This is a genomic window from Amycolatopsis acidiphila (assembly GCF_021391495.1).
Taxonomy (GTDB): domain Bacteria; phylum Actinomycetota; class Actinomycetes; order Mycobacteriales; family Pseudonocardiaceae; genus Amycolatopsis_E; species Amycolatopsis_E acidiphila.
The window spans coordinates 4360151-4384030 of the sequence record NZ_CP090063.1; the positions used below are offsets into that span (position 1 = coordinate 4360151).

26 protein-coding genes and 2 pseudogenes are annotated in these 23880 nt (G+C 73.3%); 2 read left to right on the forward strand and 26 right to left on the reverse strand.

Annotated features, from left to right (window positions below):
* Window positions 1-21 precede the first annotated feature (21 nt).
* Complete coding sequence (locus LWP59_RS21190) at window positions 22-729, forward strand: 2OG-Fe(II) oxygenase (RefSeq protein ID WP_229857232.1); 708 nt, start codon at window positions 22-24, stop codon at window positions 727-729.
* Between the two features lie 89 nt (window positions 730-818).
* Here the strand turns inward: LWP59_RS21190 and LWP59_RS21195 are convergent, their stop codons facing one another.
* From LWP59_RS21195 to uvrC, 10 genes and pseudogenes are all read right to left on the reverse strand, one after another.
* Window positions 819-1847, reverse strand: coding sequence for a glucosyl-3-phosphoglycerate synthase (locus LWP59_RS21195; protein WP_229857231.1), 1029 nt, complete (start codon window positions 1845-1847; stop codon window positions 819-821).
* A gap of 144 nt (window positions 1848-1991) precedes the next feature.
* Window positions 1992-2333, reverse strand: coding sequence for a hypothetical protein (locus tag LWP59_RS21200; protein WP_144642939.1), 342 nt, complete (start codon window positions 2331-2333; stop codon window positions 1992-1994).
* A 145-nt stretch (window positions 2334-2478) separates the two neighbouring features.
* Complete coding sequence (locus tag LWP59_RS40760) at window positions 2479-3111, reverse strand: sensor histidine kinase (protein ID WP_308431679.1); 633 nt, start codon at window positions 3109-3111, stop codon at window positions 2479-2481.
* Between the two features lie 112 nt (window positions 3112-3223).
* Window positions 3224-3868, reverse strand: a pseudogene (locus LWP59_RS40765) (HAMP domain-containing protein); the annotation flags it as partial.
* Window positions 3868-3981: pseudogene (locus tag LWP59_RS21210) on the reverse strand (winged helix-turn-helix domain-containing protein); the annotation flags it as partial. The pseudogenes LWP59_RS40765 and LWP59_RS21210, both read right to left, overlap by 1 nt.
* A gap of 281 nt (window positions 3982-4262) precedes the next feature.
* Window positions 4263-4439, reverse strand: coding sequence for a hypothetical protein (locus tag LWP59_RS21215; RefSeq protein WP_186383435.1), 177 nt, complete (start codon window positions 4437-4439; stop codon window positions 4263-4265).
* A gap of 133 nt (window positions 4440-4572) precedes the next feature.
* Window positions 4573-5559 carry a DNA-binding protein WhiA gene (gene whiA, locus LWP59_RS21220; RefSeq protein ID WP_144642938.1) on the reverse strand — a complete coding sequence of 329 codons (987 nt, stop codon included), beginning with the start codon at window positions 5557-5559 and terminating at the stop codon, window positions 4573-4575.
* Window positions 5550-6566: a gluconeogenesis factor YvcK family protein gene (locus LWP59_RS21225; protein WP_144642937.1), complete on the reverse strand. Its 1017-nt coding sequence runs from the start codon at window positions 6564-6566 to the stop codon at window positions 5550-5552. The genes whiA and LWP59_RS21225 overlap by 10 nt, the downstream gene beginning before the upstream one ends.
* Window positions 6563-7453, reverse strand: coding sequence for an RNase adapter RapZ (gene rapZ / locus LWP59_RS21230; protein WP_144642936.1), 891 nt, complete (start codon window positions 7451-7453; stop codon window positions 6563-6565). Before rapZ ends, LWP59_RS21225 begins: the two co-directional genes overlap by 4 nt.
* A gap of 54 nt (window positions 7454-7507) precedes the next feature.
* The gene (uvrC, locus tag LWP59_RS21235; RefSeq protein ID WP_144642935.1) at window positions 7508-9478 is read right to left on the reverse strand and encodes an excinuclease ABC subunit UvrC; all 1971 of its coding nucleotides are present in this window, start codon (window positions 9476-9478) and stop codon (window positions 7508-7510) included.
* A gap of 88 nt (window positions 9479-9566) precedes the next feature.
* On the opposite strand from uvrC, the gene LWP59_RS21240 reads away from it, so the two are divergent.
* Window positions 9567-10343, forward strand: a complete 777-nt coding sequence (locus LWP59_RS21240; RefSeq protein WP_144642934.1) for an exodeoxyribonuclease III — start codon at window positions 9567-9569, stop codon at window positions 10341-10343.
* A 4-nt stretch (window positions 10344-10347) separates the two neighbouring features.
* Here the strand turns inward: LWP59_RS21240 and LWP59_RS21245 are convergent, their stop codons facing one another.
* From LWP59_RS21245 to pyrF, 16 genes are all read right to left on the reverse strand, one after another.
* Window positions 10348-10752, reverse strand: coding sequence for a PH domain-containing protein (locus LWP59_RS21245; RefSeq protein ID WP_144642953.1), 405 nt, complete (start codon window positions 10750-10752; stop codon window positions 10348-10350).
* Between the two features lie 53 nt (window positions 10753-10805).
* A complete protein-coding gene (gene ribH / locus LWP59_RS21250) occupies window positions 10806-11312 on the reverse strand; it encodes a 6,7-dimethyl-8-ribityllumazine synthase (RefSeq protein WP_144642933.1) in 507 nt (168 codons plus the stop codon).
* Entirely contained in the window at window positions 11309-12613 is a 1305-nt protein-coding gene (locus LWP59_RS21255) for a bifunctional 3,4-dihydroxy-2-butanone-4-phosphate synthase/GTP cyclohydrolase II (protein WP_144642932.1), read from the reverse strand. The genes ribH and LWP59_RS21255 overlap by 4 nt, the downstream gene beginning before the upstream one ends.
* Window positions 12610-13239 carry a riboflavin synthase gene (locus LWP59_RS21260; protein ID WP_144642931.1) on the reverse strand — a complete coding sequence of 210 codons (630 nt, stop codon included), beginning with the start codon at window positions 13237-13239 and terminating at the stop codon, window positions 12610-12612. Before LWP59_RS21260 ends, LWP59_RS21255 begins: the two co-directional genes overlap by 4 nt.
* A 21-nt stretch (window positions 13240-13260) precedes the next feature.
* Complete coding sequence (rpe, locus tag LWP59_RS21265; RefSeq protein WP_186383438.1) at window positions 13261-13929, reverse strand: ribulose-phosphate 3-epimerase; 669 nt, start codon at window positions 13927-13929, stop codon at window positions 13261-13263.
* 34 nt (window positions 13930-13963) lie between these two features.
* The gene (locus LWP59_RS21270) at window positions 13964-14458 is read right to left on the reverse strand and encodes a flavoprotein (protein WP_144642929.1); all 495 of its coding nucleotides are present in this window, start codon (window positions 14456-14458) and stop codon (window positions 13964-13966) included.
* Window positions 14455-15882, reverse strand: coding sequence for an RsmB/NOP family class I SAM-dependent RNA methyltransferase (locus LWP59_RS21275; protein WP_144642928.1), 1428 nt, complete (start codon window positions 15880-15882; stop codon window positions 14455-14457). The genes LWP59_RS21270 and LWP59_RS21275 overlap by 4 nt, the downstream gene beginning before the upstream one ends.
* Window positions 15879-16805, reverse strand: a complete 927-nt coding sequence (gene fmt, locus LWP59_RS21280) for a methionyl-tRNA formyltransferase (protein WP_144642927.1) — start codon at window positions 16803-16805, stop codon at window positions 15879-15881. The genes LWP59_RS21275 and fmt overlap by 4 nt, the downstream gene beginning before the upstream one ends.
* A gap of 57 nt (window positions 16806-16862) precedes the next feature.
* A complete protein-coding gene (locus LWP59_RS21285) occupies window positions 16863-17030 on the reverse strand; it encodes a hypothetical protein (RefSeq protein ID WP_229857230.1) in 168 nt (55 codons plus the stop codon).
* A gap of 89 nt (window positions 17031-17119) precedes the next feature.
* Window positions 17120-19180, reverse strand: a complete 2061-nt coding sequence (locus LWP59_RS21290) for a primosomal protein N' (RefSeq protein ID WP_144642926.1) — start codon at window positions 19178-19180, stop codon at window positions 17120-17122.
* A complete protein-coding gene (gene metK / locus LWP59_RS21295) occupies window positions 19173-20375 on the reverse strand; it encodes a methionine adenosyltransferase (protein ID WP_186383434.1) in 1203 nt (400 codons plus the stop codon). Before metK ends, LWP59_RS21290 begins: the two co-directional genes overlap by 8 nt.
* 64 nt (window positions 20376-20439) lie before the next feature.
* Window positions 20440-21663 (reverse strand): bifunctional phosphopantothenoylcysteine decarboxylase/phosphopantothenate--cysteine ligase CoaBC, encoded by a 1224-nt coding sequence (gene coaBC / locus LWP59_RS21300; protein ID WP_186383433.1) that lies wholly within the window; start codon window positions 21661-21663, stop codon window positions 20440-20442.
* Window positions 21656-21928 (reverse strand): DNA-directed RNA polymerase subunit omega, encoded by a 273-nt coding sequence (gene rpoZ / locus LWP59_RS21305; RefSeq protein WP_091507578.1) that lies wholly within the window; start codon window positions 21926-21928, stop codon window positions 21656-21658. The genes coaBC and rpoZ overlap by 8 nt, the downstream gene beginning before the upstream one ends.
* A gap of 16 nt (window positions 21929-21944) precedes the next feature.
* The gene (gmk, locus tag LWP59_RS21310; RefSeq protein WP_144642950.1) at window positions 21945-22565 is read right to left on the reverse strand and encodes a guanylate kinase; all 621 of its coding nucleotides are present in this window, start codon (window positions 22563-22565) and stop codon (window positions 21945-21947) included.
* A 20-nt stretch (window positions 22566-22585) separates the two neighbouring features.
* Window positions 22586-22903, reverse strand: coding sequence for an integration host factor, actinobacterial type (gene mihF / locus LWP59_RS21315; protein ID WP_017983071.1), 318 nt, complete (start codon window positions 22901-22903; stop codon window positions 22586-22588).
* Window positions 22904-23081: 178 nt separating this feature from the next.
* Window positions 23082-23879: an orotidine-5'-phosphate decarboxylase gene (pyrF, locus tag LWP59_RS21320; RefSeq protein ID WP_229857229.1), complete on the reverse strand. Its 798-nt coding sequence runs from the start codon at window positions 23877-23879 to the stop codon at window positions 23082-23084.
* Window position 23880: the final 1 nt, after the last annotated feature.

Here is a 23880-nt window from a genome sequence, read left to right on the forward strand (position 1 = left end):
GCGGCTGCGCAGACTGGCCGGGTGAAGCTGACCGAACGCGTCGACGAGCTGGACTGGGCCGCGCTGGGCGCGGAGGTGGACGAGTACGGGTGCGCGCTCACGCCGCCGCTGCTCAGCCGGGCCGAGTGCCGCGAGCTCGCCGCGCTCTACGACGACGTCCACCGGTTCCGCTCGATGATCGACATGGCCCGCTTCCGGTTCGGCGCCGGGCAGTACCGGTACTTCGCCTACCCGCTGCCGGACCTGGTGGCGGGGCTGCGCGCGGCGTTCTACCCGCACCTGCTCCCGATCGCGCGGGACTGGGCGGCGAAGCTGCGCCGGGACGCGCCCTGGCCCGACGACCTCGAGGACTGGCTGGCCGGCTGCCACGCCGCGGGCCAGGCCAAGCCGACGCCGATCCTGCTCCGCTACGGCGTCGGCGACTGGAACGCGCTGCACCGCGACCTCTACGGCGACCTGGTGTTCCCGCTGCAGGTCGTGATCGGGCTGGACGAACCGGGCACCGACCACACCGGCGGCGAGTTCCTGCTCGTGGAACAGCGGCCACGCGCCCAGTCCCGCGGCACCGCGACCGTGCTGAAGCAGGGGCACGCACTGATCTTCACCACGCGGGACCGCCCGGTGCGCTCCACCCGTGGCTGGTCCGCGTCCCCCGTGCGGCACGGCGTGAGCACCGTGCGGACCGGCCGCAGGCACACCCTGGGCCTGGTCTTCCACGACGCCGGTTAGGTGTGGTGTTCCATCAGCGGCGGAGCCGCCTGCGCCGTCAGCTTGCACCGCTACCCGCACCGGCCCGAAAGCCACCTCCGAAACAATTCCTAGGCGATCTCGCGCAACCTCGCCGCGCCGTCGGCGAGCAGCTCCGCCAGCGGCGGACGCTGCCGGCACGACACGTCGGTCAGCACCATCTCGCGCTCGATCCCGTGGCCGGACTCGCCGCGGCGGAACTGCGCGAGCAGCGTCGCCGGCGGCTGGGCCGACACCAGCCGCCCGTAGTGCGCCAGCCGGTCGAACAGGGTCTGCATGATCTGGCCCGACATCCGGCCCAGCGCCTGCGTCGTCTGGTGGCGGTGGACGCGCTTGCCCAGGTCCACCTGCCCGAGCGCGTCCAGCCCGCGTGACTCCAGGATGTCGATCAGGTGCCCGACCTCGACCCCGTAGTTGACCACGAACGGGATGCTCTCCAGCACCTCGCGGCGCCCCGCGTACTCCCCGGCCAGCGGCTGCACGAACCCGGCCAGCTCCGGCCAGTACATGTTCAGCAGCGGCCGGGCCACGAGCTCGGTCACCCGTCCGCCGCCGTCGGCGTCGGTGCCCGCCGCGCCGACCAGCGGCCGGTGGTAGAAGCCCTTGACGTAGGCCAGCGACTCGTCGGTCAGCAACGGGCCGAGCAGGCCGCTGACGTAGCCGCTGGTGAAGTCGTAGAGGTCGCCGTCGACGAAGACGACGATGTCGCCGGTGGTGGCGGCGAGGCCCTTCCACAGGGCCTCGCCCTTGCCGTCCATGCCGGGCAGCATCGGCAGCACGGAGTCCTGCGCGACGACGGTGGCCCCGGCCGCGGAGGCGACCTCGGCGGTGGCGTCCTGGGAGCGCGAGTCCACGACGAGCACCTCGTCGACGAGCGGGACACCCTCGACGAGGTCGCGGCGGATCGTGCGGACGATGTCGCCGACCGTCTCCTGCTCGTCCCGCGCCGGGATGACGACGCTGACGGTCGTGCCGCCCTTCGCGGCCAGCAGGTCCGCGGGCCGCCAGTCCGCGGACTGGCTGCTGCGCCGGGGGAGCCAGCTGCCCACATCGGCGGAGACCTTGAGTTCCGCCTTCTCGTTCGTCCTGTTGGAACGCACGACCATCCCCTTCCCCGAACCGGACGTAGCCGGAGTTCAGCGTCCGTGCCCGGGATTTCGCCGATCCTGCCGTGTCGAAACCGCTACGTTACGGCTTGGCGTACCCGGCGCTCCGCCGGTAACACCGCAGGTACATCCTGCAGCTCAGGCGATCGCCGGGCAGGCACGGGGTGCCTCTTCCGCCGGCGCGCCGGGGCGGCCGAGCCGGACCCGCAGGCCCCGCGCGTCGGCGCCGCCCTGACCGCCGACCGCGATGGCCGTGCAGACGACCTGGTCCACGGCCAGGTCCGGGATGCCGCCGCTGCCCAGCGGCTGGGCCGGGTACAGCTGGACGGACAGCAGGCCTTCGCGCGGCCCGGTCACCGAGAATGCGGCCGGGGGCAGCTCACTGTGCAGCCCGGCAGCGGTCTCGCCGCTGCTCGGCCCGGCCCCGAGCAGGGCCAGGGCTTCCGCGACGTCGCCCAGCCGTCCGGTCCGGCGGAGCACGGGCCGCACCTGCCGCCCGCGACGAAGTAGAGGAACGGCCCCGCCCCGACGCCCACCGGGGGCTCCCCGGCCGACACCGGGGCCGTCGGGCGCACCCCGCAACCGGCCAGCAGAAGCAGCAGCGCCATCGACACCACGACGCGTTTCACGACCCGGTCCCCCGTTTCGGCAGTCTCACCACGAACCGGGCGCCGCCGCCGTCCCGGTTTCCCGCTTCGATGTCCCCGCCGTGCAGCCGCGCGTTGTGCAGCGCGATCGACAGGCCGAGGCCGCTGCCCTCGGACCGGGTCCGCGCGGCGTCGGCCTTGTAGAACCGGTCGAACACGTGCGGCAGCACCTCGTCGGGGAGCCCGGGGCCGTGGTCGGCGACCTCGAGGACGACCGAGTCACCCGCGTCGGCGAGCATGATCTCGACCGGCGGCGCGCCGTGGCGCAGCGCATTGCCCACGAGGTTCGCCACGATCAGGTCGAACCGGCGTGGGTCGACCTCGGCGACGACCCCGGCGGGCAGCGCGGCGCGCACCTCGTCGGACCAGTGGCGGGCGCGCAGCGCGGCGGCGGTCAGTTCGCCGAGGTCGGTCGGCGTGGGGTCCAGCCGGGCGACACCGGAGTCGAACCGCGAGATCTCGATGAGGTCCTCGACCAGCCGGGCGAGCTTGCGCGTCTCGGCGCTGACCAGGCGGCCCGCCGTCGCCGCGTCGCCGGTGAGCCGGGCGTCGTCGAGCACCTCGGTGACCGCGGTCATCGCCGTCAGCGGCGTCCGCAGCTCGTGGGACACGTCGGCGACGAAGCGGCGCGTCGGCCTCCATCCGGCGCAGCTCCCCGACCGAGGCCTCCAGGCTGGCGGCGGTCTCGTTGAACGTCCTGGCCAGCTCCGCGAGCTCGTCGCAGCCGCGCGCCGGCAGGCGGACCGACAGGTCGTCGCTCGCGAGCCGGCGGGCCGCGTCGCGCACCCGGCGCACCGGCCGCAGCACCGCGCCCGCCACGAGCCAGGCGGCGAGCACCGCGAGCGGCACGCCGACCCCCGCGGTGCGCCAGCCGTCCAGCGCGAACGCGTCGATCTGCCGCTCCTGCTCCAGCAGGGAGTACCGGTTGTAGACCTCGAGTCCCGAGGGCACCCGGCGCAACTGCGCGTCCACGGTCAGCACCGGCATCCCGACCAGCAGCTCGGGATAGCCGTTCGTCACCACCCGCTGGAACTTCATCGTGGTGCCGGCGTGCACCGCGGCGCGCAGCTCCGCCGGCACGTACCCCTGGTCGGCGACCAGGTCGTCGTAGACGACGGTCGCGTTCAGCGTGTGGCCGAGCTGGTCCACGTCTGCCTGGGCCGCGGGCAGCCGCAGGTTCGGCGCGAGCGTGTCGACGTCGTCGCGCAGCGTCCGCATCGCCTGGTCCTGGTAGGCGGCGAGTACCGTGCGCCGGGCCGAGAGGTAGCTGACGCCGGTCGCGGCGCCGGTCGCCAGCAGCGCGACGAAGGTGACGATCACCATCATCCGCACGCGCAGGCCGAGCAGCCGCGTCAGGGCACGGCGCATCAGAGCGGGCCGAACCGGCAGCCGAAGCCGCGCACCGTGCGGACGTACACCGGGGCGGCGGGCACGTCCTCGATCTTGGCCCGCAGCCGCTGCACGCACGCAGCGACGGCGCGGACCGGCAGTGCCGGTCCGCGTCGCTGGTGAAACCGCTCATCGCGGCCGACCTGGTGCACCGCGGGATCGTCACCCCCGCCCGGCCGAGCCCGCGAATGACGCGGATGCTGTCCTCCAGCGACGACTCGATCGCCCAGCAGCTGTGGACCTCCGGCGGCGGCACCGGGATCGTGACCCGCACCGCGGAGCTGATGGGGCTCGAGGACACCGTGCCGCCCGCGGTCGAGCACCGCTGGGGCGACACGCTGGTCACCGCGAACGACATCGTCCGGGTCTACCGCTACATCCTGGCGCTGCCCGCCGCCCGGCGCGCCCTGCTGCTCGGCCCGCTGCGCGGCGCGGCCCGCCAGGCCGCCGACGGCACGGACCAGTACTTCGGCATCCCGTCGGCGTTCGCCAGGCCGTGGGCGGTCAAGCAGGGCTGGGCCTCGGGGCAGGGCGGGGTCGACGCGCACACGAGCGGACTCGTCGGCGCGGGCGACCGCTACGTCGTCGTGGTCCTGACCCACCCTCCCGAGGGCCGCACGCTCGCCAGCGCGACGGACGCACTCACCACCGCCACCCGCGGGTGGCGCCGCTGCTGCGCTGAGTCAGGCCTCTTCCTCCAGCATGTCGGCCGTCACGGCGGACTCGGTGTCGGGGATGTCGAGGTCCTTGGCGCGCTTGTCCGCCATCGCCAGCAGGCGGCGGATCCGCCCGGCCACGGCGTCCTTGGTCATCGGCGGGTCCGACAGCTGGCCCAGCTCCTCCAGCGAGGCCTGCCGGTTGGACAGCCGCAGCTTCCCGGCCGCGAGCAGGTGGTCGGGCGCGGTGTCGCCGAGGATGTCCAGCGCGCGCTCGACCCGCGCGGCGGCCGCGACGGCGGCGCGGGCGGACCGGCGCAGGTTGGCGTCGTCGAAGTTCGCCAGCCGGTTCGCCGTCGCCCGCACCTCGCGGCGCATCCGGCGCTCCTCCCACTGCAGGACGCTCGAATGCGCGCCGAGGCGGGTCAGCAGCGCGCCGATCGCGTCGCCGTCACGCACCACGACCCGGTCCGCGCCGCGCACCTCCCGCGACTTCGCCTGGATGCCGAGCCTACGGGCGGCGCCGACGAGCGCCAGCGCGGCCTCCGGCCCGGGACAGGTGACCTCGAGCGAGGACGAGCGGCCGGGCTCGGTCAGCGAGCCGTGGGCGAGGAACGCGCCACGCCACGCCGCCTCGGCGTCGGCGATGCCGCCGGAGACCACCGCGGCGGGCAGGCCGCGCACCGGGCGGCCGCGGTTGTCGATCAGCCCCGTCTGGCGGGCCAGGCCCTCGCCGTCCTTGACGACGCGCACGAGGTAGCGGGTGGTCTTGCGCAGCCCGCTCGCGGACAGCACATGCACGTCCGAATGGTGCCCGTAGAGCTCGTGGATCTCCTTGCGCAGCCGGCGCGCCACCGACCCGGTGTCGAGCTCGGCCTCCACCACGACCTTGCCGCCCACGATGTGCAGCCCGCCCGCGAACCGCAACATCGACGCGACCTCCGCGCGCCGCGGCCCGACCTTCGTGATCTGCAACCGGCTGAGCTCGTCCTTCACCGCGGCGGTCATCGCCATGGCCCCTCCCTGCTTTCTCCACCGTCCCGGCCTCCCGCACCCGAGGGGCGGCGACCGAGAGCTTCCCGCACACATGCCGCGAGCGCATCCGGATCGTGCAAACCCTCCGCGTTCGGGTCAGCCACGTCCGCGAGCAGCGCCCGCGCCCCCAGCTCCGCCGCCGCGTCACGCAGCCGTGCCGGCCCCGGCACCGATGCCCGGTCCGCGATCACCACGTCCACCCGCAGTTCGGGAGCGTGCTGGAAGAGTACGTGCAGGTGCCGTTCGGGTGAGAAGCCTGCCGTCTCCCCCGGCTGCGGGATCAGGTTGAGGATCACCACCTTCGTCGCGTCGGTCCGGACCAGGGCGTCGTGCAGCCCGGGCACCAGCAGGTGCGGCAGCACGCTGGTGAACCACGACCCGGGGCCGAGGAACACCACGTCGGCGCCCAGGACGGCGTCCACCGCCTCGGGACAGGCCGCCGGCACCCCGCCCGGGCGCTGCGGCGTCCGCAGCTCGATCCGCCGCACTCGGCCGGGCGTGCTCGCGACCGCCACCTGACCCCTGATCGTGCGGGGCTCGCCGTCGTTACTGACACCGGTGACCTCGGCCTCGATCTCCAGCGGTTCCGGCGACATCGGCAGCACCCGGCCGGACACCCCGAGCAGCCGCCGCGCCTCGTCGAGCGCCGCGACCGGGTCGCCGAGGACCTCGAACAGCCCGGCCAGCACCAGGTTGCCCACGGCGTGCCCGGTGAGCGCGCCGCTGCCGCCGAAGCGGTGCTGGAACACCTCCGCCCACAGGGTCGTGCCGTTCTCCGCCTCGGCCAGGGCCGCCAGCGCCTGGCGCAGGTCGCCGGGCGGCAGCAGCCCGAGCTCGCGGCGCAGGCGCCCGGAGGAGCCGCCGTCGTCGGCGACGGTGACGACGGCGGTGATGTCCGAGGTGACGCGCCGCAGTGCGGTCAGCGTCGCCTGCAGCCCGTGGCCGCCGCCGAGGGCTACCGCGCGCGGAGGCCGGCCCGGGGTCACTCGCGGCCCAGATCCCGGTGGATCACCTTCACCGCCATTCCGTCCTCATTGGACAACAACCGCGCCAGCTCCTCGGAGATGGCGACACTGCGGTGCTTTCCGCCGGTGCAGCCGACGGCAAGCGTCAGGTACCGCTTGCCCTCGCGCTTGTAGCCGGCGCCGATCAGCCGCAGCAGCTGGTGGTACCGGTCGAGGAACTCCTCGGCGCCTTCCTGCGACAGCACGTAGTTGCGCACCTCGGAGTCCAGCCCGGTGTGGTCGCGCAGCTCCGGGATCCAGAACGGGTTGGGCAGGAACCGCACGTCCATCACGAGGTCGGCGTCCATCGGCAGGCCGTACTTGTAGCCGAACGAGAGCACCGTCACCCGCGTCTGGGTGCCGGACTCCGAGCCGAACGCGTCCTCGATCTTCGCGCGCAGGTCGTGCACCGACAGCGCCGAGGTCTCCAGCACGAGGTCGGCCTCTTCGCGCAGCGGCGCGAGCAGCGCGCGCTCGGCGGTGATGCCGTCGGCGAGGCGGCCGTCGCCCTGCATCGGGTGACCGCGGCGCACCTGCTCGAACCGGCGTACCAGCACTGCGTCGGTCGCTTCGAGGAACAGCACGCGCGGCTTGTACCCGCGGGCGTCGAGGTCCTTGATGACGGAGGCGAGGTCGTCGGTGAACGCGCGCGAGCGCACGTCCATCACGACGGCCACCTTCGTCACCGCGCCCCTGGCCTGCACCCCCAGCTCGACCATGGTCGCGATGAGCTCGGGCGGCAGGTTGTCCACCACGAACCAGCCCAGGTCCTCCAGGCACTTCGCGGCGGTGCTGCGACCCGCGCCGGACAGCCCGGTGACGACCGCGACCTCGATCCCCGATTTATGGCCGTCGTCGTTTTCCGTCATGACTCCCTCTCCCCTGCGTCGAATGCGGAACGCCCCGCACCCGGTCGGTCCTCGTCACCGCACTCCTCCACCGGGCTCGCTGCCCGCGGTGCCTCCGGCCTGCAACGCCGCGACCACGGCCTCCGCCGTGCGCCTCCCCACCCCGGGCACCTGCGCGATCTCCTCGACGCCGGCCTGCCGGAGCTTCTTCACCGAGCCGAAGTGCCTGATCAGCGCCGCCCGCCTGGTCTGCCCCAGCCCCGGCACCCCGTCCAGCGCGGACACCTGGATGCGCTTGGAACGCTTCTCCCGGTGATAGCGGATCGCGAACCGGTGCGCCTCGTCCCGCACGCGCTGCAACAGGTACAGCGACTCCGACGTGCGCGGCAGGATCACCGGGTCCGGGTCCGCCGGCAGCCACACCTCCTCCAGCCGCTTGGCCAGCCCCACCACCGCGATGTCGGTGATCCCCAGCTCCGCCAGCACGTCTGCGGCCGCGGTCGCCTGCGGGCCCGCGCCGTCGACGACGAGCAGGTTCGGCGGGTAGGCGAACTTGCGCGGGCGCCCGGTCTCCGGGTCGATGCCCGGCGTCGTCCCCGGTTCGTCGGACTCGGTTGCGGTGTTTTCCTTGAGGTAGCGGTAGAAACGCCGTCGCACGACCTCCGCGATGGAGGCCACGTCGCCCTCGGTGGCCGCCTCCCGCAACGCGAAGCGGCGGTACTCGGACTTGCGCGCCACCCCGTCCTCGAACACCACCAGCGACGCCACCACGTCGCTGCCCTGGATGTGGCTGATGTCGATGCACTCGATGCGCAGCGGCGCGCTGTCGAGACCCAGCTGCTCCTGCAGCTCGGCGAGCGCTGCCGAGCGGGCCGTCAGATCGCCTGCGCGGCGCAGTTTGTGTTGCTGGAACGCCTCTTCCGCGTTGCGCTGCACCGTTTCCGCGAGCGCGCGCTTGTCGCCGCGCTGCGGCACCCGCAGCTGCACGCGGGACCCACGGAGCCCGGAAAGCCATTCGGCGAGCGCCTCGGCGTCGCTGGGCAGCTCGGGCACCAGCACCTCGCGCGGCACCGGCGAAGCGGTGTCCGCGGTCTGCTCCGCCAGCTCGACCTGCTCGCCGTAGAACTGCGTGACGAACTGGTCCACCAGGCTGCGGACGTCCATCTCCTCGACCTTGTCGATCACCCAGCCGCGCTGCCCACGCACCCGGCCGCCGCGCACGTGGAAGACCTGGACCGCCGCCTCCAGCTCGTCGTGCGCGAACGCCACGACGTCGGCATCGGTGCCGTCACCGAGCACGACCGCCTGCTTCTCCATCGCGCGGCGCAGCGCGCCCAGGTCGTCGCGCAGCCTCGCCGCCCGCTCGAACTCCAGCTGCTCGGCCGCCTCGGCCATCTCCTTCTCGAGCTTGCGGATCATCACGTCGGTGCGCCCGGCGAGGAAGTCGCAGAAGTCCTCGACGATCGAGCGGTGCTGCTCCGCGGACACCTTGCCCACGCACGGCGCCGAGCACTTGTCGATGTAGCCGAGCAGGCAGGGCCTGCCGATCTGGGTGTGCCGGCGGAACACGCCGGCGGAGCAGGTGCGCGCCGGGAACACCCGCAGCAGCAGGTCGAGGGTCTCGCGGATCGCCCACGCGTGCGCGTACGGGCCGAAGTAGCGCACGCCCTTCTTGCGCGGGCCCCGGTAGACGTGCAGCCGCGGGAACTCCTCGTTCATCGTCACCGCGAGCACCGGGTAGGTCTTGTCGTCGCGGTAGCGGACGTTGAACCGCGGGTCGAACTCCTTGATCCAGTTGTACTCCAGCTGGAGCGCCTCGACCTCGGTGCCGACCACGGTCCACTCGACGCTCGCCGCGGTGGTGACCATCTGGCGGGTGCGCGGGTGCAGCCCGGCGAGGTCGGCGAAGTAGGAGTTCAGCCTGCTGCGCAGGCTCTTGGCCTTGCCGACGTAGATGACCCGCCTGGTCGCGTCGCGGAACTTGTACACGCCGGGTTCGTCGGGGATGCTCCCCGGTGCGGGACGGTAGGTGGACGGGTCAGCCACGTCCCAAGCCTATGGCTCCCCTCCGACACTTCGCGCACCCCTCCCGCCGAGCACGGGGATGTCGTACCTGTATGTCATTCTCGGGTCCATGCGCATCGCCACCTGGAACGTCAACTCGATCGCGGCCCGGCTCCCCCGGCTGCTGGCCTGGCTGGAGTCCGCGAAGCCGGACGTGGTGTGCCTGCAGGAGCTCAAGTGTGCCACCGACGCGTTCCCGCCCGAGGTGGCCGAACTCGGCTACGAGGTGGCCGCCTACGGCCTCGGCCGGTGGAACGGGGTCGCGATCCTGTCCCGCGTGGGTACCGAGGACGTGCGGCGCGGCCTGGCCGACGAGCCGGTGTTCGACGACGCCGCCGAGCCCCGGGCGATCGCGGCGACCTGTGGTGGGGTCCGGCTCTGGTCGGTGTACGTGCCCAACGGGCGCGATCCGGGACATCCGCACTACGCGTACAAGCTGCGGTGGCTGGAGGCGCTGCGTGCCACGGCGGCCGCGGAGTCCGCGGCGGGCCGGCCGTTCGCCGTGCTGGGCGACTTCAACATCGCGCCGACCGACGAGGACGTCTGGGACATCAGCCTGTTCGCCGGGTCGACGCACGTGACCGAGCCGGAGCGCAAGGCGCTGGAGGCGTTGCGGGAAACGGGTTTGCGCGACGTCGTGCCGCGGGCGCTGAAGTACGACAAGCCCTACACCTACTGGGACTACCGGCAGCTGGCGTTCCCGAAGAACAACGGCATGCGGATCGACCTCGTCTACGCCAACGCCGCGTTCGCCGACACCGTGACCGATGCCTACGTCGACCGGGAGGAGCGCAAGGGCAAGGGCCCGTCGGACCACGCGCCCGTGGTCGTGGACCTGACCCGCTGACGCACTACGGCTGGTTCGCCCAGGCCTGCTTGTGCAGCCGCCGCAGGGCGCGGACCGCGGCGACCGCGCGGTCGCGGTCCACGGCCTGGATCGCCAGCACCCCGTAGTACTCGTCCTCGGGCAGCTCCAGCCGCGCGAACGACGCCCCGTCGGGGAAGCTGACCGACAGCACCTCCAGCCAGCTGTACCGCTTGGTCAGCAGGATGACGTTGCGGACCTCGATGCCCTCGCCGTCGGCGCGCACGCGCGGGGTCGCGAACAGCAGCGAGCCACACGCCAGCAGGATCCCGATGCCCACCATCGCGATCTGGTCGGACAGCTCGAAGATCGCGCCGGTGTTCGACCCGCGCAGCAGCACCGCCACGACCACGAACGCCACGACGAGGAACACGGCCAGCACGACCGCCATCCAGGTGGCCCGGAACGGCCGGACGACGACGGTGCTCTCCTCGGTCACTGTGCTCACGCGAACCCTCGCTCCGTCCACGGCTGCCGCAGCGACCGCAGGACCCGCGCGGTGTCCAGCGCGGCCTGGGTCGCCTCACGGCCCTTGTCCTCCGCCGAGCCCGGCAGCCCGGCCCGGTCCAGCGCCTGCTGCTCGGTGTCGCAGGTGAGCACCCCGTTGCCGATGGGGGTGGCCTCGTCCAGCGCCACCCTGGTCAACCCGGCGGTCACCGCGTCGCAGACGTACTCGAAGTGCGGCGTGCCCCCGCGGATCACCACGCCGAGCGCGACGACCGCGTCGTGCTGGCGGGCCAGCGCCTGCGCCACCACGGGCAGCTCGACCGCGCCGGCCACGCGCACGACGGTCGGCTCCTCGTTGAGCTTCACCTCACCGGCCGTCACCAGCGCACGTTCGAGCAGGCTGTCGGTGATCTTCGGGTGCCAGCGGGTGGCGACGATCGCGAGCTTGAGGCTCTCGCACTCGCTCAGGTCGAGTTCGACCTCGGGCCGCCCCTCACCGCTCACTGGGCCACGCCCCCGTTCCCGTTCCGCACGTCGGCGCCGACCTGGTCGAACTCCTCCAGGTTCGACAGGTCGTGGCCCATCCGGTCGCGCTTGGTGCGCAGGTAGCGCACGTTCTCAGGGTTCGGCGAGATCGGCAGCGGCACCCGGCCGGTCACCTTCAGCCCGTAGCCCTCCAGGCCGACCCGCTTGGCCGGGTTGTTCGTCAGCAGCCGCATCGAGCGCACGCCCAGATCGCACAGGATCTGCGCGCCCGTGCCGTAGTCCCGCGCGTCCGCGGGCACGCCCAGCGCCAGGTTCGCGTCGACCGTGTCGGCGCCCAGGTCCTGCAGCTGGTAGGCCTGCAGCTTGTGCAGCAGGCCGATGCCCCGGCCCTCGTGCCCGCGGATGTAGAGCACGACGCCGCGGCCCTCGTCGGCGACGGCCTGCAGGGCCGCCTCCAGCTGCGGCCCGCAGTCGCAGCGCAGCGAGCCGAACACGTCACCGGTCAGGCACTCCGAGTGCACGCGGACGAGGATGTCCTCGCCGTCGCCGACCTCGCCGTAGACGAACGCGATGTGCTCGATGCCGTCCAGCAGGCTGTCGTAGCCGACCGCGCGGAAGGACCCGGCGGCCAGCGGGATGCGCGCCTCGGCGACCCGCTCGACCTGCTTCTCGTGGCGGCGCCGGTAGGCGATGAGGTCGGCGATCGTGATGATCTGCAGCTCGTGGTCGGCGGCGAACACCTCCAGCTCGTCGCGTCGCGCCATGTCCCCCTCGTCCTTCTGGGAGACGATCTCGCACAGCACCCCGGCCGGCTGCAGGCCCGCGAGCCGGGCCAGGTCCACCGAGGCCTCGGTGTGGCCCGGCCGCCGCAGCACCCCGCCCTCCTTCGCCCGCAGCGGCACCACGTGCCCGGGGCGGCGGAGGTCGGCCGGCTTGGAGTCGGGGTCGGCGAGCAGCCGGATGGTGCGCGAACGGTCGGCCGCGGAGATGCCGGTGCCGATGCCCGAGGCGGCGTCCACGGTCACCGCGTACGCGGTGCCGCGCACGTCCTGGTTCGTGTGGTACATCGGCGGCAGGTCGAGCCTGTCGCAGTCCTCCTCGGTCAGCGCCGTGCACACGTAGCCGGAGGTGTAGCGCACCATGAAGGCCAGCAGCTCTGGCGTGGCCTTCTCAGCGGCGAAGATCAGGTCGCCTTCGTTCTCCCTGTCCTCGTCGTCCACCACGACCACCGGCCGTCCCGCCGCGACGTCGGCGATCGCCCGTTCGATTCCCGCGCTGTCCACCGGTACCCCGGCGCCACACGGCGTCCCTGCTGTCACGCGTCCTCCTCGGCGTTGACTCCATTGTGCGCCGCGAGGCCCGGCAGATGCGGTGTGGCCAGCTTCTCGACGTACTTCGCTACTACGTCCACCTCGAGGTTGACCAGGTCACCCGGTTCGGCGCGGCCCAGCGTCGTCAACTCCAGTGTGGTCGGGATCAGCGCCACCGTGAACTCGTCGTTCGTCACACTCGCCACGGTCAGCGAGATCCCGTCGACCGCGATCGACCCCTTCTCCACCACGTAGCGGCCCAGGTGCGACGGCAGCGCGAACCGGGTGAGCCCGTCCTTGTCGCGGGCGAGGAACACCCCCGTGCCGTCGACGTGCCCCTGCATGATGTGCCCGCCCAGCCGGTCCCCGACCGCGGTCGCCCGCTCGAGGTTGACCCGGTCGCCGGGCGCGATCTTCGCGAGCCGGGACCGTTGCAGTGTCTCGTGCACCACGTCCACGGTGAACTCGCCACCGGAGACCGCCACGACGGTCAGGCAGACCCCGCTCACCGCGATGGAGTCGCCGTGGCGCGCGTCGGAGGTCACCACCGGACCGCGCACGGTGAGCCGGGCGGCGTTGGGCAACTGCTCCACCGCCGTGATCTCGCCGAGCTCCTCGACAATGCCGGTGAACACTGCTGCCTCCTCGATGTTCTTTCAGTGCTGGGCGCGGGCGGCGGCCTCGCGCAGCGCGGCCACCGCCCTGCCCGGGTCTTCGGCGCCGTAGACGGCCGAACCGGCGACGAAGCAGTCCACCCCCGCCTCGGCGGCCTGCTCGATCGTGTCGGCGTTGATGCCACCGTCGATCTCCACCAGCACGTTGAGATGCCCGGTGTCGACCAGGCGGCGCGCGGTGCGGACCTTCTCCAGCACGTCCGGGATGAACGACTGGCCGCCGAAGCCCGGCTCCACGGACATCACCAGCAGCGTGTCGTAGTGCTTGAGCGTGTCGAGGTGGTCCTCCAGCGGGGTGCCCGGCTTGACCGACAGGCCGGCCTTCGCGCCCGCGGCGCGCAGGTCCTTCGCGAGCATCACCGGGTCCTTCGCGGCCTCGACGTGCACGGTCACGTTGTACGCGCCCGCCTCGGCGTACCCGACCGCCCAGCGGTCCGGGTCGTCGATCATCAGGTGGCAGTCGAGCGGCACGTCGGTGACCTTCAGCAGGGACTGCACGACCGGCAGGCCGAGGGTCAGGTTCGGCACGAAATGGGCGTCCATCACGTCGACGTGCACCCAGTCGGCACGCGTGTCACCGCTTCCCGCGACAGCTTTGATCTCCTCGCCCAGCCGGGCGAAGTCGGCGGAGAGGATGCTCGGTGCGATCAGAGGTCGATGGGCCACGATTACTCAGTGTAGAAGGTCAATCGGGTAACGCTTCGAGTGCCGTCGACCACGGTTCTGCAAGCTGGGAAACGTCGGCGCCACAGGCGGTCAGCGCCGCCACGTGCGCCCGCCAGCCCGGGGTGCGGGACCGGCTGGGGCTGGCCTGGTACCGCACCACGACGGTCACGCCCGGGTCGCCGAGGACGTCGCCGAGCACGGTGAGCGCCTGGTTGTCGGCGATGCCGAGCGCGAGCTTCGCCATCGAGTTCGCACTCCCCGGGGCGAACAGGAACACCCCGGGATCCGGGTGCGGGCGCGGCTGCCCCGGCAGTCGTGACGCGCTGCGCACCTCCAGGTCGGTCAGCGCCTGCAGCTTCGCCAGCTCGCCGGCGTACTCGAGCCACCGCGCGGCGGTCGGCGTGAGGGTGATGGCCAGTCGCCAGCCGCGCGCGGCCGCGGGCTCCGCCAGCTCCGTGCGGAACCGCGTGTCGAGCCCGCCGCACGAGGCGGCGACCAGGCCGAGAACCCTCACGGGCGCCGCAGGAGGGCACAGAACATGGCGTCGGTGCCGTGCCGGTGCGGCCACAGCTGCACGAACGGGCCGTCGCCGAGCTGCGGCACGCCCGGGAAGAACTCGCGGGCGTCGAGGACCTCCGCCTTGCTGCGGCGGGCGGCGTCACCGGCCACGCCCTCGGTCTCGGCGAGGTGCGGCGAGCACACCACGTACGCCACGACGCCGCCGGGACGCACCAGCTCCAGCGCGGACGCGAGCAGCTGGCTCTGCAGCTTCGTCAGGTCCGCCACGTCGGACGGCTTGCGCCGCCAGCGGGACTCCGGCCTGCGGCGGAGCGAACCGAGCCCGCTGCACGGCGCGTCGACGAGCACGCGGTCGTAGCCGGGCTCGAGGTCCGGCTCCCGCCCGTCCGCCACGTGCACGGTGACCGGCAGCCCCTCGGTGGCCTTCTCGACGAGACGCGCCCGGTGCGGCGCCTGCTCGACCGCGTCGACCCGCGCGCCGGAGATCGCGGCGAGCGCGCCGAGCAGCGCGGCCTTGCCGCCCGGCCCGGCACACAGGTCGAGCCAGCGCTCGTCGCTGCCCTCGACCGGCACCCGGCTGAGCGCGACGGCACACAGCTGGCTGCCCTCGTCCTGCACCGCGGCCAGCTTCTCGCGGATCGGCTCAAGGTCGCCGGGGTCGCCCGCGCCGGGCGGCAGGTGCACGCCGTAGGGCGAGTACGGAGCGACGTCGCCCCCGGTGATCGCGGCCAGCTCGTCGGCACTGATCTCGCCGGGACGGGCGACCAGGTGGACCGCCGGGCGCGCGTCGTCGGCCTTCAGCGCCGCCTCCAGCTCGGGCCCCTTGTCCCCCAGCGCCTCGGCGAACGACCGGGCGACCCAGCGCGGATGCGCCGTGCGCAGGGCGAGGTTTCCGATCGGGTCGGTACCGGGGTCCGGCGCGAGCTCGTCGAGCCAGGCGGCTTCGTCCTTTTCGGACACCTTGCGCAGCACGGCGTTGACGAAGCCCGCGACGTGCGAACCGCCTTCGAGTCGCGCCATGTTCACCATCGCGTCGACCGCGGCGTGCTCGGGGATCCGGGTCCGCAGCAGCTGGTAGGCGCCGAGGCGCAGGCAGTCCAGCACCACACCGTCCACTTGGGACAGCGGCCGGTCGAGGCAGGCGCCGATGATCTCGTCCAGCAGCCCCTGCGCGCGGCTGGCGCCGTAGGTCAGCTCGGTGGCCAGCGCGGCGTCCCGGCCGGCCAGCCTGCGCTGCCGCAGCATCTCCGGCAGCACCAGGTTCGCGTAGGCGTCGCGCTCGCGGACCGCGCGCAGCACCTCGAACGCGGCGCGCCGCGCCGGGTCCTCGTAGGGCGGCGGGCGGCGCGGGCCCTGCTTGCGCGGCGCGGGCCGCCCGCGCTGCGGCCGCGAGGGCCTCCGTTCCCGTTCCGGGCTCATGACAGGCGCTCTCCTTGCTCGATTCTCGTTCCCCGCGCCCAGTCGGTGGCCGCCATCCGTTTCTTGCCCTGCGCCTGCACCTCGCCGAGCTGCACCGCCTGCGTCGCGGTGCCCGCGAGCACCCGCTTGCGCTCGGCCCGCAGCTCGCCCGGCGCCAGGCCGCTCTCGTCGGTGCGGGTCACCGGGCCGAGCTTGAACCGCTCGCCGCGGAACTGCGCCCACGCGCCCGGCTCCGGCGTGACCGCGCGGATGTGCCGGTCCACCGCGGCGGCCGGGTCGGCGAAGGACACCCGCGCGTCCTCGACGGTGACCTTGGGCGCGTAGCTCACGCCGTCCTCGGGCTGCGGCACGGCGCGCAGCGTGCCATCCTCGATGCCGTCCATTGTAGACGCCAGCAGTTGCGCGCCGGACTCCGAGAGCCGCTGCAGCAGGGCACCCGCGGTGTCGGCCGGGCCGATCGTCTCGGTCACGACGCCGTACACGGGGCCGGCGTCCAGCTCGCGCACGATGTGGAAGGTCGACGCGCCGGTGATCTCGTCCCCCGCCCTGATCGCGGCCTGCACCGGGGCCGCGCCCCGCCAGGCCGGCAGCAGCGAGAAGTGCAGGTTCACCCAGCCGTGGGCCGGAATGTCGAGGATGCGCTGCGGCAGCAGGGCGCCGTACGCCACCACGGGGCAGGCGTCGGGCGCCAGCTCCCGCAGGCGGTCGAGGAACTCCGGCGCGCCGGCCTTCTCCGGCGTGAGCACCTCGATGCCGTGCTCGTCGGCGAGCGCCCCGACCGGTGAGCGCAGCAGCTTGCGCCCCCGCCCGGCCGGGGCGTCGGGCCGCGTCACGACGGCGACGACCTCGTGCCGGGGCGAGGAGATCAGGGCGCGCAACGAGGGCACGGCGGGTTCCGGCGTACCCGCGAACACGAGGCGCATCAAGGCACCTCGACGACTTCAGACTGGGCGGACATCGCCGACCAGTCTATGGCCCGGTCAGTCGGTGCCCGGAGCGGCCGCGTTCAGCGCGGCGACGACCTCGTCGTAGTCCCCGCGGGCCTCGCCGTAACGCAGGAACTTCACCCGCTCGACCTGGATCTCCCCGGCCTCGGGCCGGGCCTGCAGCAGGCTCGTCACCTCTGCCACGAACTCGTCCAGCGGCATCGCCTCGGCACTGTCCTAACGAATGGGACGAACAACAGGACTGCACCCAGCGGCGGTGCCATCGATTCCTCCCCCAAGGCTCGCCGCCCCTAGATCAGCTCCAGCGGGTCGAGCTGGACGCGGACCGGGTCGGGTTCCTTGCGGGCCACCCGCCGCGCCTGTGCCGCGGCGAGGGCGGCCGCCAGCGCCCGGCCGTCGGAGCGGAGGACGCGGATCAGGGCGCGTTCGCGGCCGGTGCGGCCCTCCTCGTCGGCCGGGCCCAGCGGGACGGGGCCGAGCACCTCGCCCGAGGCGGGCAGTGCCAGCTCCGCCAGCAACGCGGCGACGGCCTCGGGCGTGCCCTCCAGGCTCGCCATCCGGACCGCGGGCGGGAAGCCCAGCTCGCGCCGTTCGGACAGCTCGCGCTCGGCGTGCCAGGCGGGGTCCCAGCGCACCAGCGCCTGGACCGGCGTGAGTGCGGCCTCGGCGCCGACCACGATCCGGCCGCCCGCCGACGACGGCCGCACGAGCGCGGCGGCGGCCATCCAGCGGCGCAGCGTCTCCTCCGCCGCCCGCAGGTCCTGGCGGCCCAGCAGCGCCCAGCCGTCGAGCAGCAGCGCGGCGCCGTACCCGCCCTCGGCCACCGGCTCGGCGCCGGGCGTGCACACCACCAGCGCGGCCTTCCCGGGCACGGTGGCCAGCACCTCCTGCGCCCCGGACGTGCGCACCGCGACGCCGGGGAACGCGCGCCCGAGCTCCTCCGCGGTCCGCTTCGACCCGACGACCACCGCCCGCAACCGGACCGAGCCGCAGCTGGGACACCGGAAGTTGCCCTCGGGGGCACCGCACCACCGGCAGCTCGGGGGATGCCCGGGGCCCCCGTTGAGCGCCAGGGGACCCGCACACCGGCGGCAGTGGGCCGGGGTCCGGCACTGCGCGCAGGCCAGTGCCGGGACGTACCCGCGTCGCGGCACCTGCACGAGCACCGGCGCCCCCGCGCCGAGCGCCTGCCGGGCGGCCTCGAACGCGACCGCGGGCAGCCGCGCCACCCGCGCGGCCTCGTCCCGGGCGACGTCGAAGTCCTCGCCCACCGGCGTCACCCGCGGCGCCGCCGTGCGCAGGTCTTCCCGCGACGGGACGACGGCGTGCGCCCAGCCCGTTTCGACGAGCAGCTGGGCCTCGGCGGTCCGCGCGAACCCGGCGACGACCAGCGACGCCTTGTCGGCGTGCGCGCGCAGGGTCAGCACGTCCCGCACCTGCGGGTAGGGCATGTGCGGGTCGACGTGGAGGTCGTCCCCGTCGTCCCAGACCACGAACAACCCCGGGTCGGCGACCGGGGCGAACATCGTCGCCCGGGTCCCGACCACGATCGGCGCCGACCCGCGGGACACGGCCAGCCAGCGCCGGTACCGCTCGGCCGGCCCCAGGTCCGCCGACAACGCGACGACGGCGTCCTCCCCCGCCAGCGCGGCGCACGCGGCGTGCAGCCGGGCCAGGTCCCGCAGATCGGGCACCACGAGCACCGCGCCCCGGCCGTTCGCCGCGACGACCGCGGCGGCCTCGGCCAGCCGCGCGGGCCAGTCCTCCCCCGGCAGCGCCTGCCACACGGCGTGCGCCTGCCGGTTGCCGCGCAGCGCCTCGAGGAACGCCGCGCCCCGCTGATACCGCGACCACCCCGTGCTCACCGGCGCCGCGGGCACCTCGGCGCGCGGCCGGGCCGGCTCGCCCTCGGCCTTCGCGTGCCGGGGCGGGATCGCCAGGCGCAGCACGTCGATCATCGTGCCGCCGTAGCGCTCGGCGACCGTGCGCGCGAGCGCCGCGAGGCCCGGCCCGAGGACCGGCTCGCTGGAGGTGACGCGTTCGAGGAACGCCAGCCGCCCCGTGTGCTCCGTGGTGTCCGCGCGCTCGATCAGGAACCCGTCGACCAGCTGGCCGGCGAAGCGGACGCGCACCCGGCAGCCGGGCACGGCGTCCGCGTCGAGCTTGTCGGGCACCTGGTAGTCGAACGTGCGGTCCAGATGGGCCAGCGGCACGTCCACGACGATCCGTGCGACCGGGTTCGCCGCGGCAGGCTGCTGCTGGCCCTTGCGGGCGGCCCTGGGTCTCCCCCCGGCGGGCTTCTTCGTGCGCGGAAGGTCCCAGAGGGGTGTGGTTTCGGCGCCGTCAGGCACCGGAGGCGCTGCGCAGCGCGTCCGCGCGGTCGACGCTCTCCCACGGCAGGCTCAGCTCCGGGCGGCCGAAGTGGCCGTACGCCGAGGTCTGCGCGTAGATCGGGCGCAGCAGGTCCAGGTCGCGGATGATCGCCGCCGGGCGCAGGTCGAACACCTCGGTGATGGCGCGCTGGATCTTCGACGGGTCGACCGTCTCGGTGCCGAAGGTCTCCACGAACAGGCCCACCGGCACGGCCTTGCCGATCGCGTACGCGACCTGCACCTCGACCCGGGTGGCCAGGCCCGCGGCCACCACGTTCTTGGCCACCCAGCGCATCGCGTACGCCGCGGAGCGGTCCACCTTCGACGGGTCCTTGCCGGAGAAGGCGCCGCCCCCGTGGCGGGCCATGCCGCCGTAGGTGTCGACGATGATCTTGCGGCCGGTCAGGCCCGCGTCGCCCATCGGGCCGCCGATGACGAACCGGCCGGTCGGGTTCACCAGCAGCCGGACGTCGGTCGCGTCCAGCTCCAGCTCCGCCAGCTCCGGCGCCACGACCTGCTCGCGCACGTCCACCCCGAGCATCGTCTCCAGGTCGATGCCCTCGGCGTGCTGCGTCGAGACGACCACTGTGTCGAGGCGGACGGCCTGCTCACCGGCGTACTCGATGGTGACCTGCGTCTTGCCGTCCGGGCGCAGGTAGGGCAGCACGCCGTCCTTGCGGACCCGGGTCAGCCGCTGCGAGAGCCGGTGCGCCAGCGCGATCGGCAGCGGCATCAGCTCCGGGGTGTCCGAGCAGGCGTAGCCGAACATCAGGCCCTGGTCGCCCGCGCCCTGCCGGTCGATCTCGTCGAGCGTATTCTCCAGCCGCGACTCGTACGCGGTGTTCACGCCCTGGGCGATGTCGGGCGACTGCGAGCCGATCGCGACGTTCACGCCGCAGGAGTTGCCGTCGAACCCCTTCGCGGAGGAGTCGTAGCCGATGTCGAGGATCTTCTCCCGCACGATGGTCGGGATGTCCGCGTAGGCCTCGGTGGTGACCTCGCCCGCGACGTGCACCTGACCGGTGGTGATCATGGTCTCGACCGCGACCCGGCTGCGCGGGTCCTTCGACAGCAGGGCGTCGAGCACCGAGTCGCTGATCGCGTCGCAGATCTTGTCCGGATGCCCCTCGGTCACGGATTCCGACGTGAACAACCTGCGGGTCGAATCGGTCACGGCGCTCGTCACTTCCCATCAGCTCGGTCGAGAACAACCGGGTCCAGCCTACTGAGGCGACCCGCTACTGCTGGTTGAAGTCTGCCACCGCCGACCACACCGCCGCCGCCAGCTGTGCCTTCGAGCCGAGCGGAATCGGGCGTTCGGTGCCATCGGCGGACAAGAGCCACCCGGCGTTGTCCTCCACCTCGAACGCGCGGCCGTCGCCCACCGCGTTGACCACCAGCAGGTCGCAGCCCTTGCGCTTGAGCTTCGCCCGCGCGTGGTCGAGCACGCTGCCGTGCTCGTCGCCGGTCTCCGCGGCGAACCCGACGACGACCTGGCCCGGGCGCCGGTTCGCCACCAGCTCGGCGAGGATGTCGGCGGTGCGGTCCAGGGTGATCGTCGGGTCGGGCTGGTCGTCCGACTTCTTGATCTTGTGCTCGGCCTTCGTGGCCGGCCGGAAGTCGGCGACCGCCGCGGCCATCACCACGACGTCGGCGTCCGCGGCGGCCTCGTGCACGGCGACGCGCAGCTCCTCGGCACTCGACACGCGGCGGAGGTCGGCCCCCGCGGGCTGGGGCATCTCCACGGTGTGCGCGGCGACGAGGGTGACCTGGGCGCCGCGCTGCGCGGCCACGCGGGCCAGCGCGTAGCCCTGCTTGCCCGAGGACCGGTTGCCCAGGTAGCGGACCGGGTCCAGGGGCTCGCGGGTGCCGCCCGCGGAGACGACGACGCGCAGGCCTTCGAGGTCCCGCGGCAGCGCGTCGCGCTGGGCCAGCAGCAGCCGGGCGAGGTCGACGATCTCGGCGGGGTCCGCGAGACGGCCCTTGCCGGTGTCGGCCCCGGTGAGCCTGCCGGACGCGGGCTCGGCGACGACCATGCCGCGCGAGCGCAGCAGGGCGACGTTGTCACGGGTGGCCGCGTGCTCCCACATCTCGGTGTGCATGGCCGGGAAGAACGCGACCGGGCAGCGCGCGGTGAGCAGGGTGTTGGTCAGCAGGTCGCCGGCCAGGCCGTGCGCGGCGCGGGCCAGCAGGTCGGCGGTCGCCGGGACCACCACGACCAGGTCGGCCTCCTTGCCCACGCGGACGTGCTGGACCTCGGGCACCTCGGTGAACACGCCCGTGTGCACCGGATGCCCGGAGAGCGCCTCGAAGGTGGCCGCGCCGACGAAGTTCAGCGCGGCCTCGGTGGGCACGACGCGGACGTCGTGGCCCGACTCGGTCAGTCCGCGCAGCACCTCACAGGCCTTGTAGGCGGCGATCCCGCCGCCCACGCCCAGCACCACCCGGGGTTTGTCACTCACCTTCGGTGTGCTCGAGCAGGCCGCCGTGGATCTCGCGCAGGGCGATGGACAGCGGCTTCTCGCGCGGGCCCGGCTCGACCAGCGGGCCGACGTACTCCAGCAGGCCTTCGCCGAGCTGGGCGTAGTAGTCGTTGATCTGGCGGGCGCGCTTGGCGGCGTAGATCACCAGCGCGTACTTGGAGCTGACCTTCGCCAGCAGGTCGTCGATCGGCGGGTTGGTGATGCCTTCGAGCTCTTCACCATGGATACCCAGCGCTGCGGTCACTCGTGTTGCTCCCAAATCATGAGAAGTCCGTGTTCATCAAGTCTAACAACTGCCGCGCGGCCTCCCGCACGTCGGCGTTGACGATGCGCGCGTCGAACTCCCCCGCCGCCGCCAGCTCGCGCTCCGCCTCGGCCAGCCGGGCGGCCACCGCGGCCTCCTCCTCGGTGCCGCGGCCGGTCAGCCTGCCTACCAGTTCCTGCCAGGACGGCGGCATCAGCATCACCAGCCGGGCGTCGGGCATCGCCTCGCGGACCTGCCGGGCGCCCTGCAGCTCGATCTCGAGCACCGCGGGCCTGCCCTCGGCCAGCGCCCGCTCGACGGGCTCGCGCGGGGTGCCGTAGCAGTTGCCGGTGAACTCGGCGTGCTCCAGCAGCTCGCCGGCGCGCACCATCTTGTCGAACACGGGCCGGTCGACGAAGTGGTAGTGCACGCCGTCGACCTCACCGGGCCGGGGCGGCCTCGTCGTGACCGAGACACTGAAGTAGATGTCCGGGTCCAGCCGTCGCAGCTCGCCGACCACGCTGGACTTGCCGACCCCGGAAGGACCCGAGACGACGGTGAGCCGGCGCCGGGGACGCTGCCCCGGAACCGGCTCACCGTGCGTCGTCCGACCGGTCGGATCACCGGCCGCTACCACGTGCTGGTCGTGTTCCTCGCTCACTCGCCGCTGAACTCGGCCAGCAGCGCCTTGCGCTGCCGGTCGCCAAGGCCGCGGAGCCGTCGGCTCGGCGCGATCTCCAGGCGCTCCATGGTCTGCTGGGCGCGCACCTTGCCGACGCCGGGGAGAGCCTCGAGCAGGGCGGAGACCTTCATCTTGCCGAGGACCTCGTCCTCGTCGGCCTGCTTGAGCACGTCGGTCAGGGTGGTGCCGCCCCGCTTGAGGCGTTCCTTGAGCTCGGCACGGGCACGACGGGCGGCAGCGGCCTTCTCCAGCGCTGCCTTGCGCTGTTCCTCGGTCAGCTGGGGAAGTGCCACGTTTTCCTCCGTAGTACTCAAAATTCCGGGTGGGTGACGCGACGGTACCCACCCCCGGGTACCCGCCACAATGCGGGGGTGGCCGGTCACTTCCCGGTCCGGGGCCTGATATTAGCCCTCCCGCCACCCGCCGCCGCCCGCACGAGGAAACGCTTCGCGTTGCTGTGTCACACCGTGATCACCGAATCGAAGCCTGGATCTCGCGCACCCCGGCCCGCAGCGCCGCGGGGTCCGGGCCGCGCCTGAGCAGGTCCCTCGACGATGCCGGGAGCACGCCCCGCAGCTCATGCCCGAACACCGCCCGAAGATCGCTCACGGTGGCTCCCTGGGCCCCGAAACCGGGCGCCAGGATCGGGCCGTTGAGCGCGCCGAGGTCCAGCTCGCCCGGGGCCACCGTGGCGCCGACGACCACGCCGACGTCGCCGAGCGTCCCGGCGTCCGCGTTGATCGCGGCCACCTGGTCCACAATGGACTGCGCGACCGTCTTTCCGTTGGGCAGCAACGCGTTCTGCAGCTCCGCCGCCTCGGGGTTCGAGGTGCGGGCGAGCACGATCACGCCCCTGCCCTGGGCCCGGGCGGTCTCGATCGCGGCTGTCAGCGAGCCGAACCCGAGGTAGGGCGAGAGCGTCACGGCGTCCGCCGCGAGCGCACCGTGACCGTCCAGGTACGCACTGGTGTAAGCGCCCATCGTGGAGCCGATGTCGCCGCGCTTGACGTCCAGCAGGACGAGCGCGCCGGCGAGCCGGGCCTCGGTGATCACCTGCTCGAGAACGGCGATCCCAGGGGCCCCGTAGGCCTCGAAAAAGGCCGACTGCGGCTTGATCACCGCCGCCTCCGCGGCCAGGATCCGGACCGCGGAGAGGGCGAATTCTTCCAGTCCGGACACGTTCTGCTCGAGACCCCAGTCCGCGAGCAGCCCCGGATGCGGGTCGATCCCGGCGCACAACGGTCCGCGCTCCCGGATCTTCTCCGCCAAC

Coding starts and splice junctions, on each gene's coding strand:
- LWP59_RS21245 (WP_144642953.1), bottom strand. CDS start 10,752: ATGGCGGTCGTGCTGGCCGTGTTCCTCGTCGTGGCGTTCGTGGTCGTG.
- LWP59_RS21275 (WP_144642928.1), bottom strand. CDS start 15,882: ATGAGCCCGGAACGGGAACGGAGGCCCTCGCGGCCGCAGCGCGGGCGG.
- LWP59_RS21285 (WP_229857230.1), bottom strand. CDS start 17,030: ATGCCGCTGGACGAGTTCGTGGCAGAGGTGACGAGCCTGCTGCAGGCC.
- LWP59_RS21240 (WP_144642934.1), top strand. CDS start 9,567: ATGCGCATCGCCACCTGGAACGTCAACTCGATCGCGGCCCGGCTCCCC.
- rapZ (WP_144642936.1), bottom strand. CDS start 7,453: ATGACGGAAAACGACGACGGCCATAAATCGGGGATCGAGGTCGCGGTC.
- whiA (WP_144642938.1), bottom strand. CDS start 5,559: ATGGCGATGACCGCCGCGGTGAAGGACGAGCTCAGCCGGTTGCAGATC.
- fmt (WP_144642927.1), bottom strand. CDS start 16,805: ATGCGCCTCGTGTTCGCGGGTACGCCGGAACCCGCCGTGCCCTCGTTG.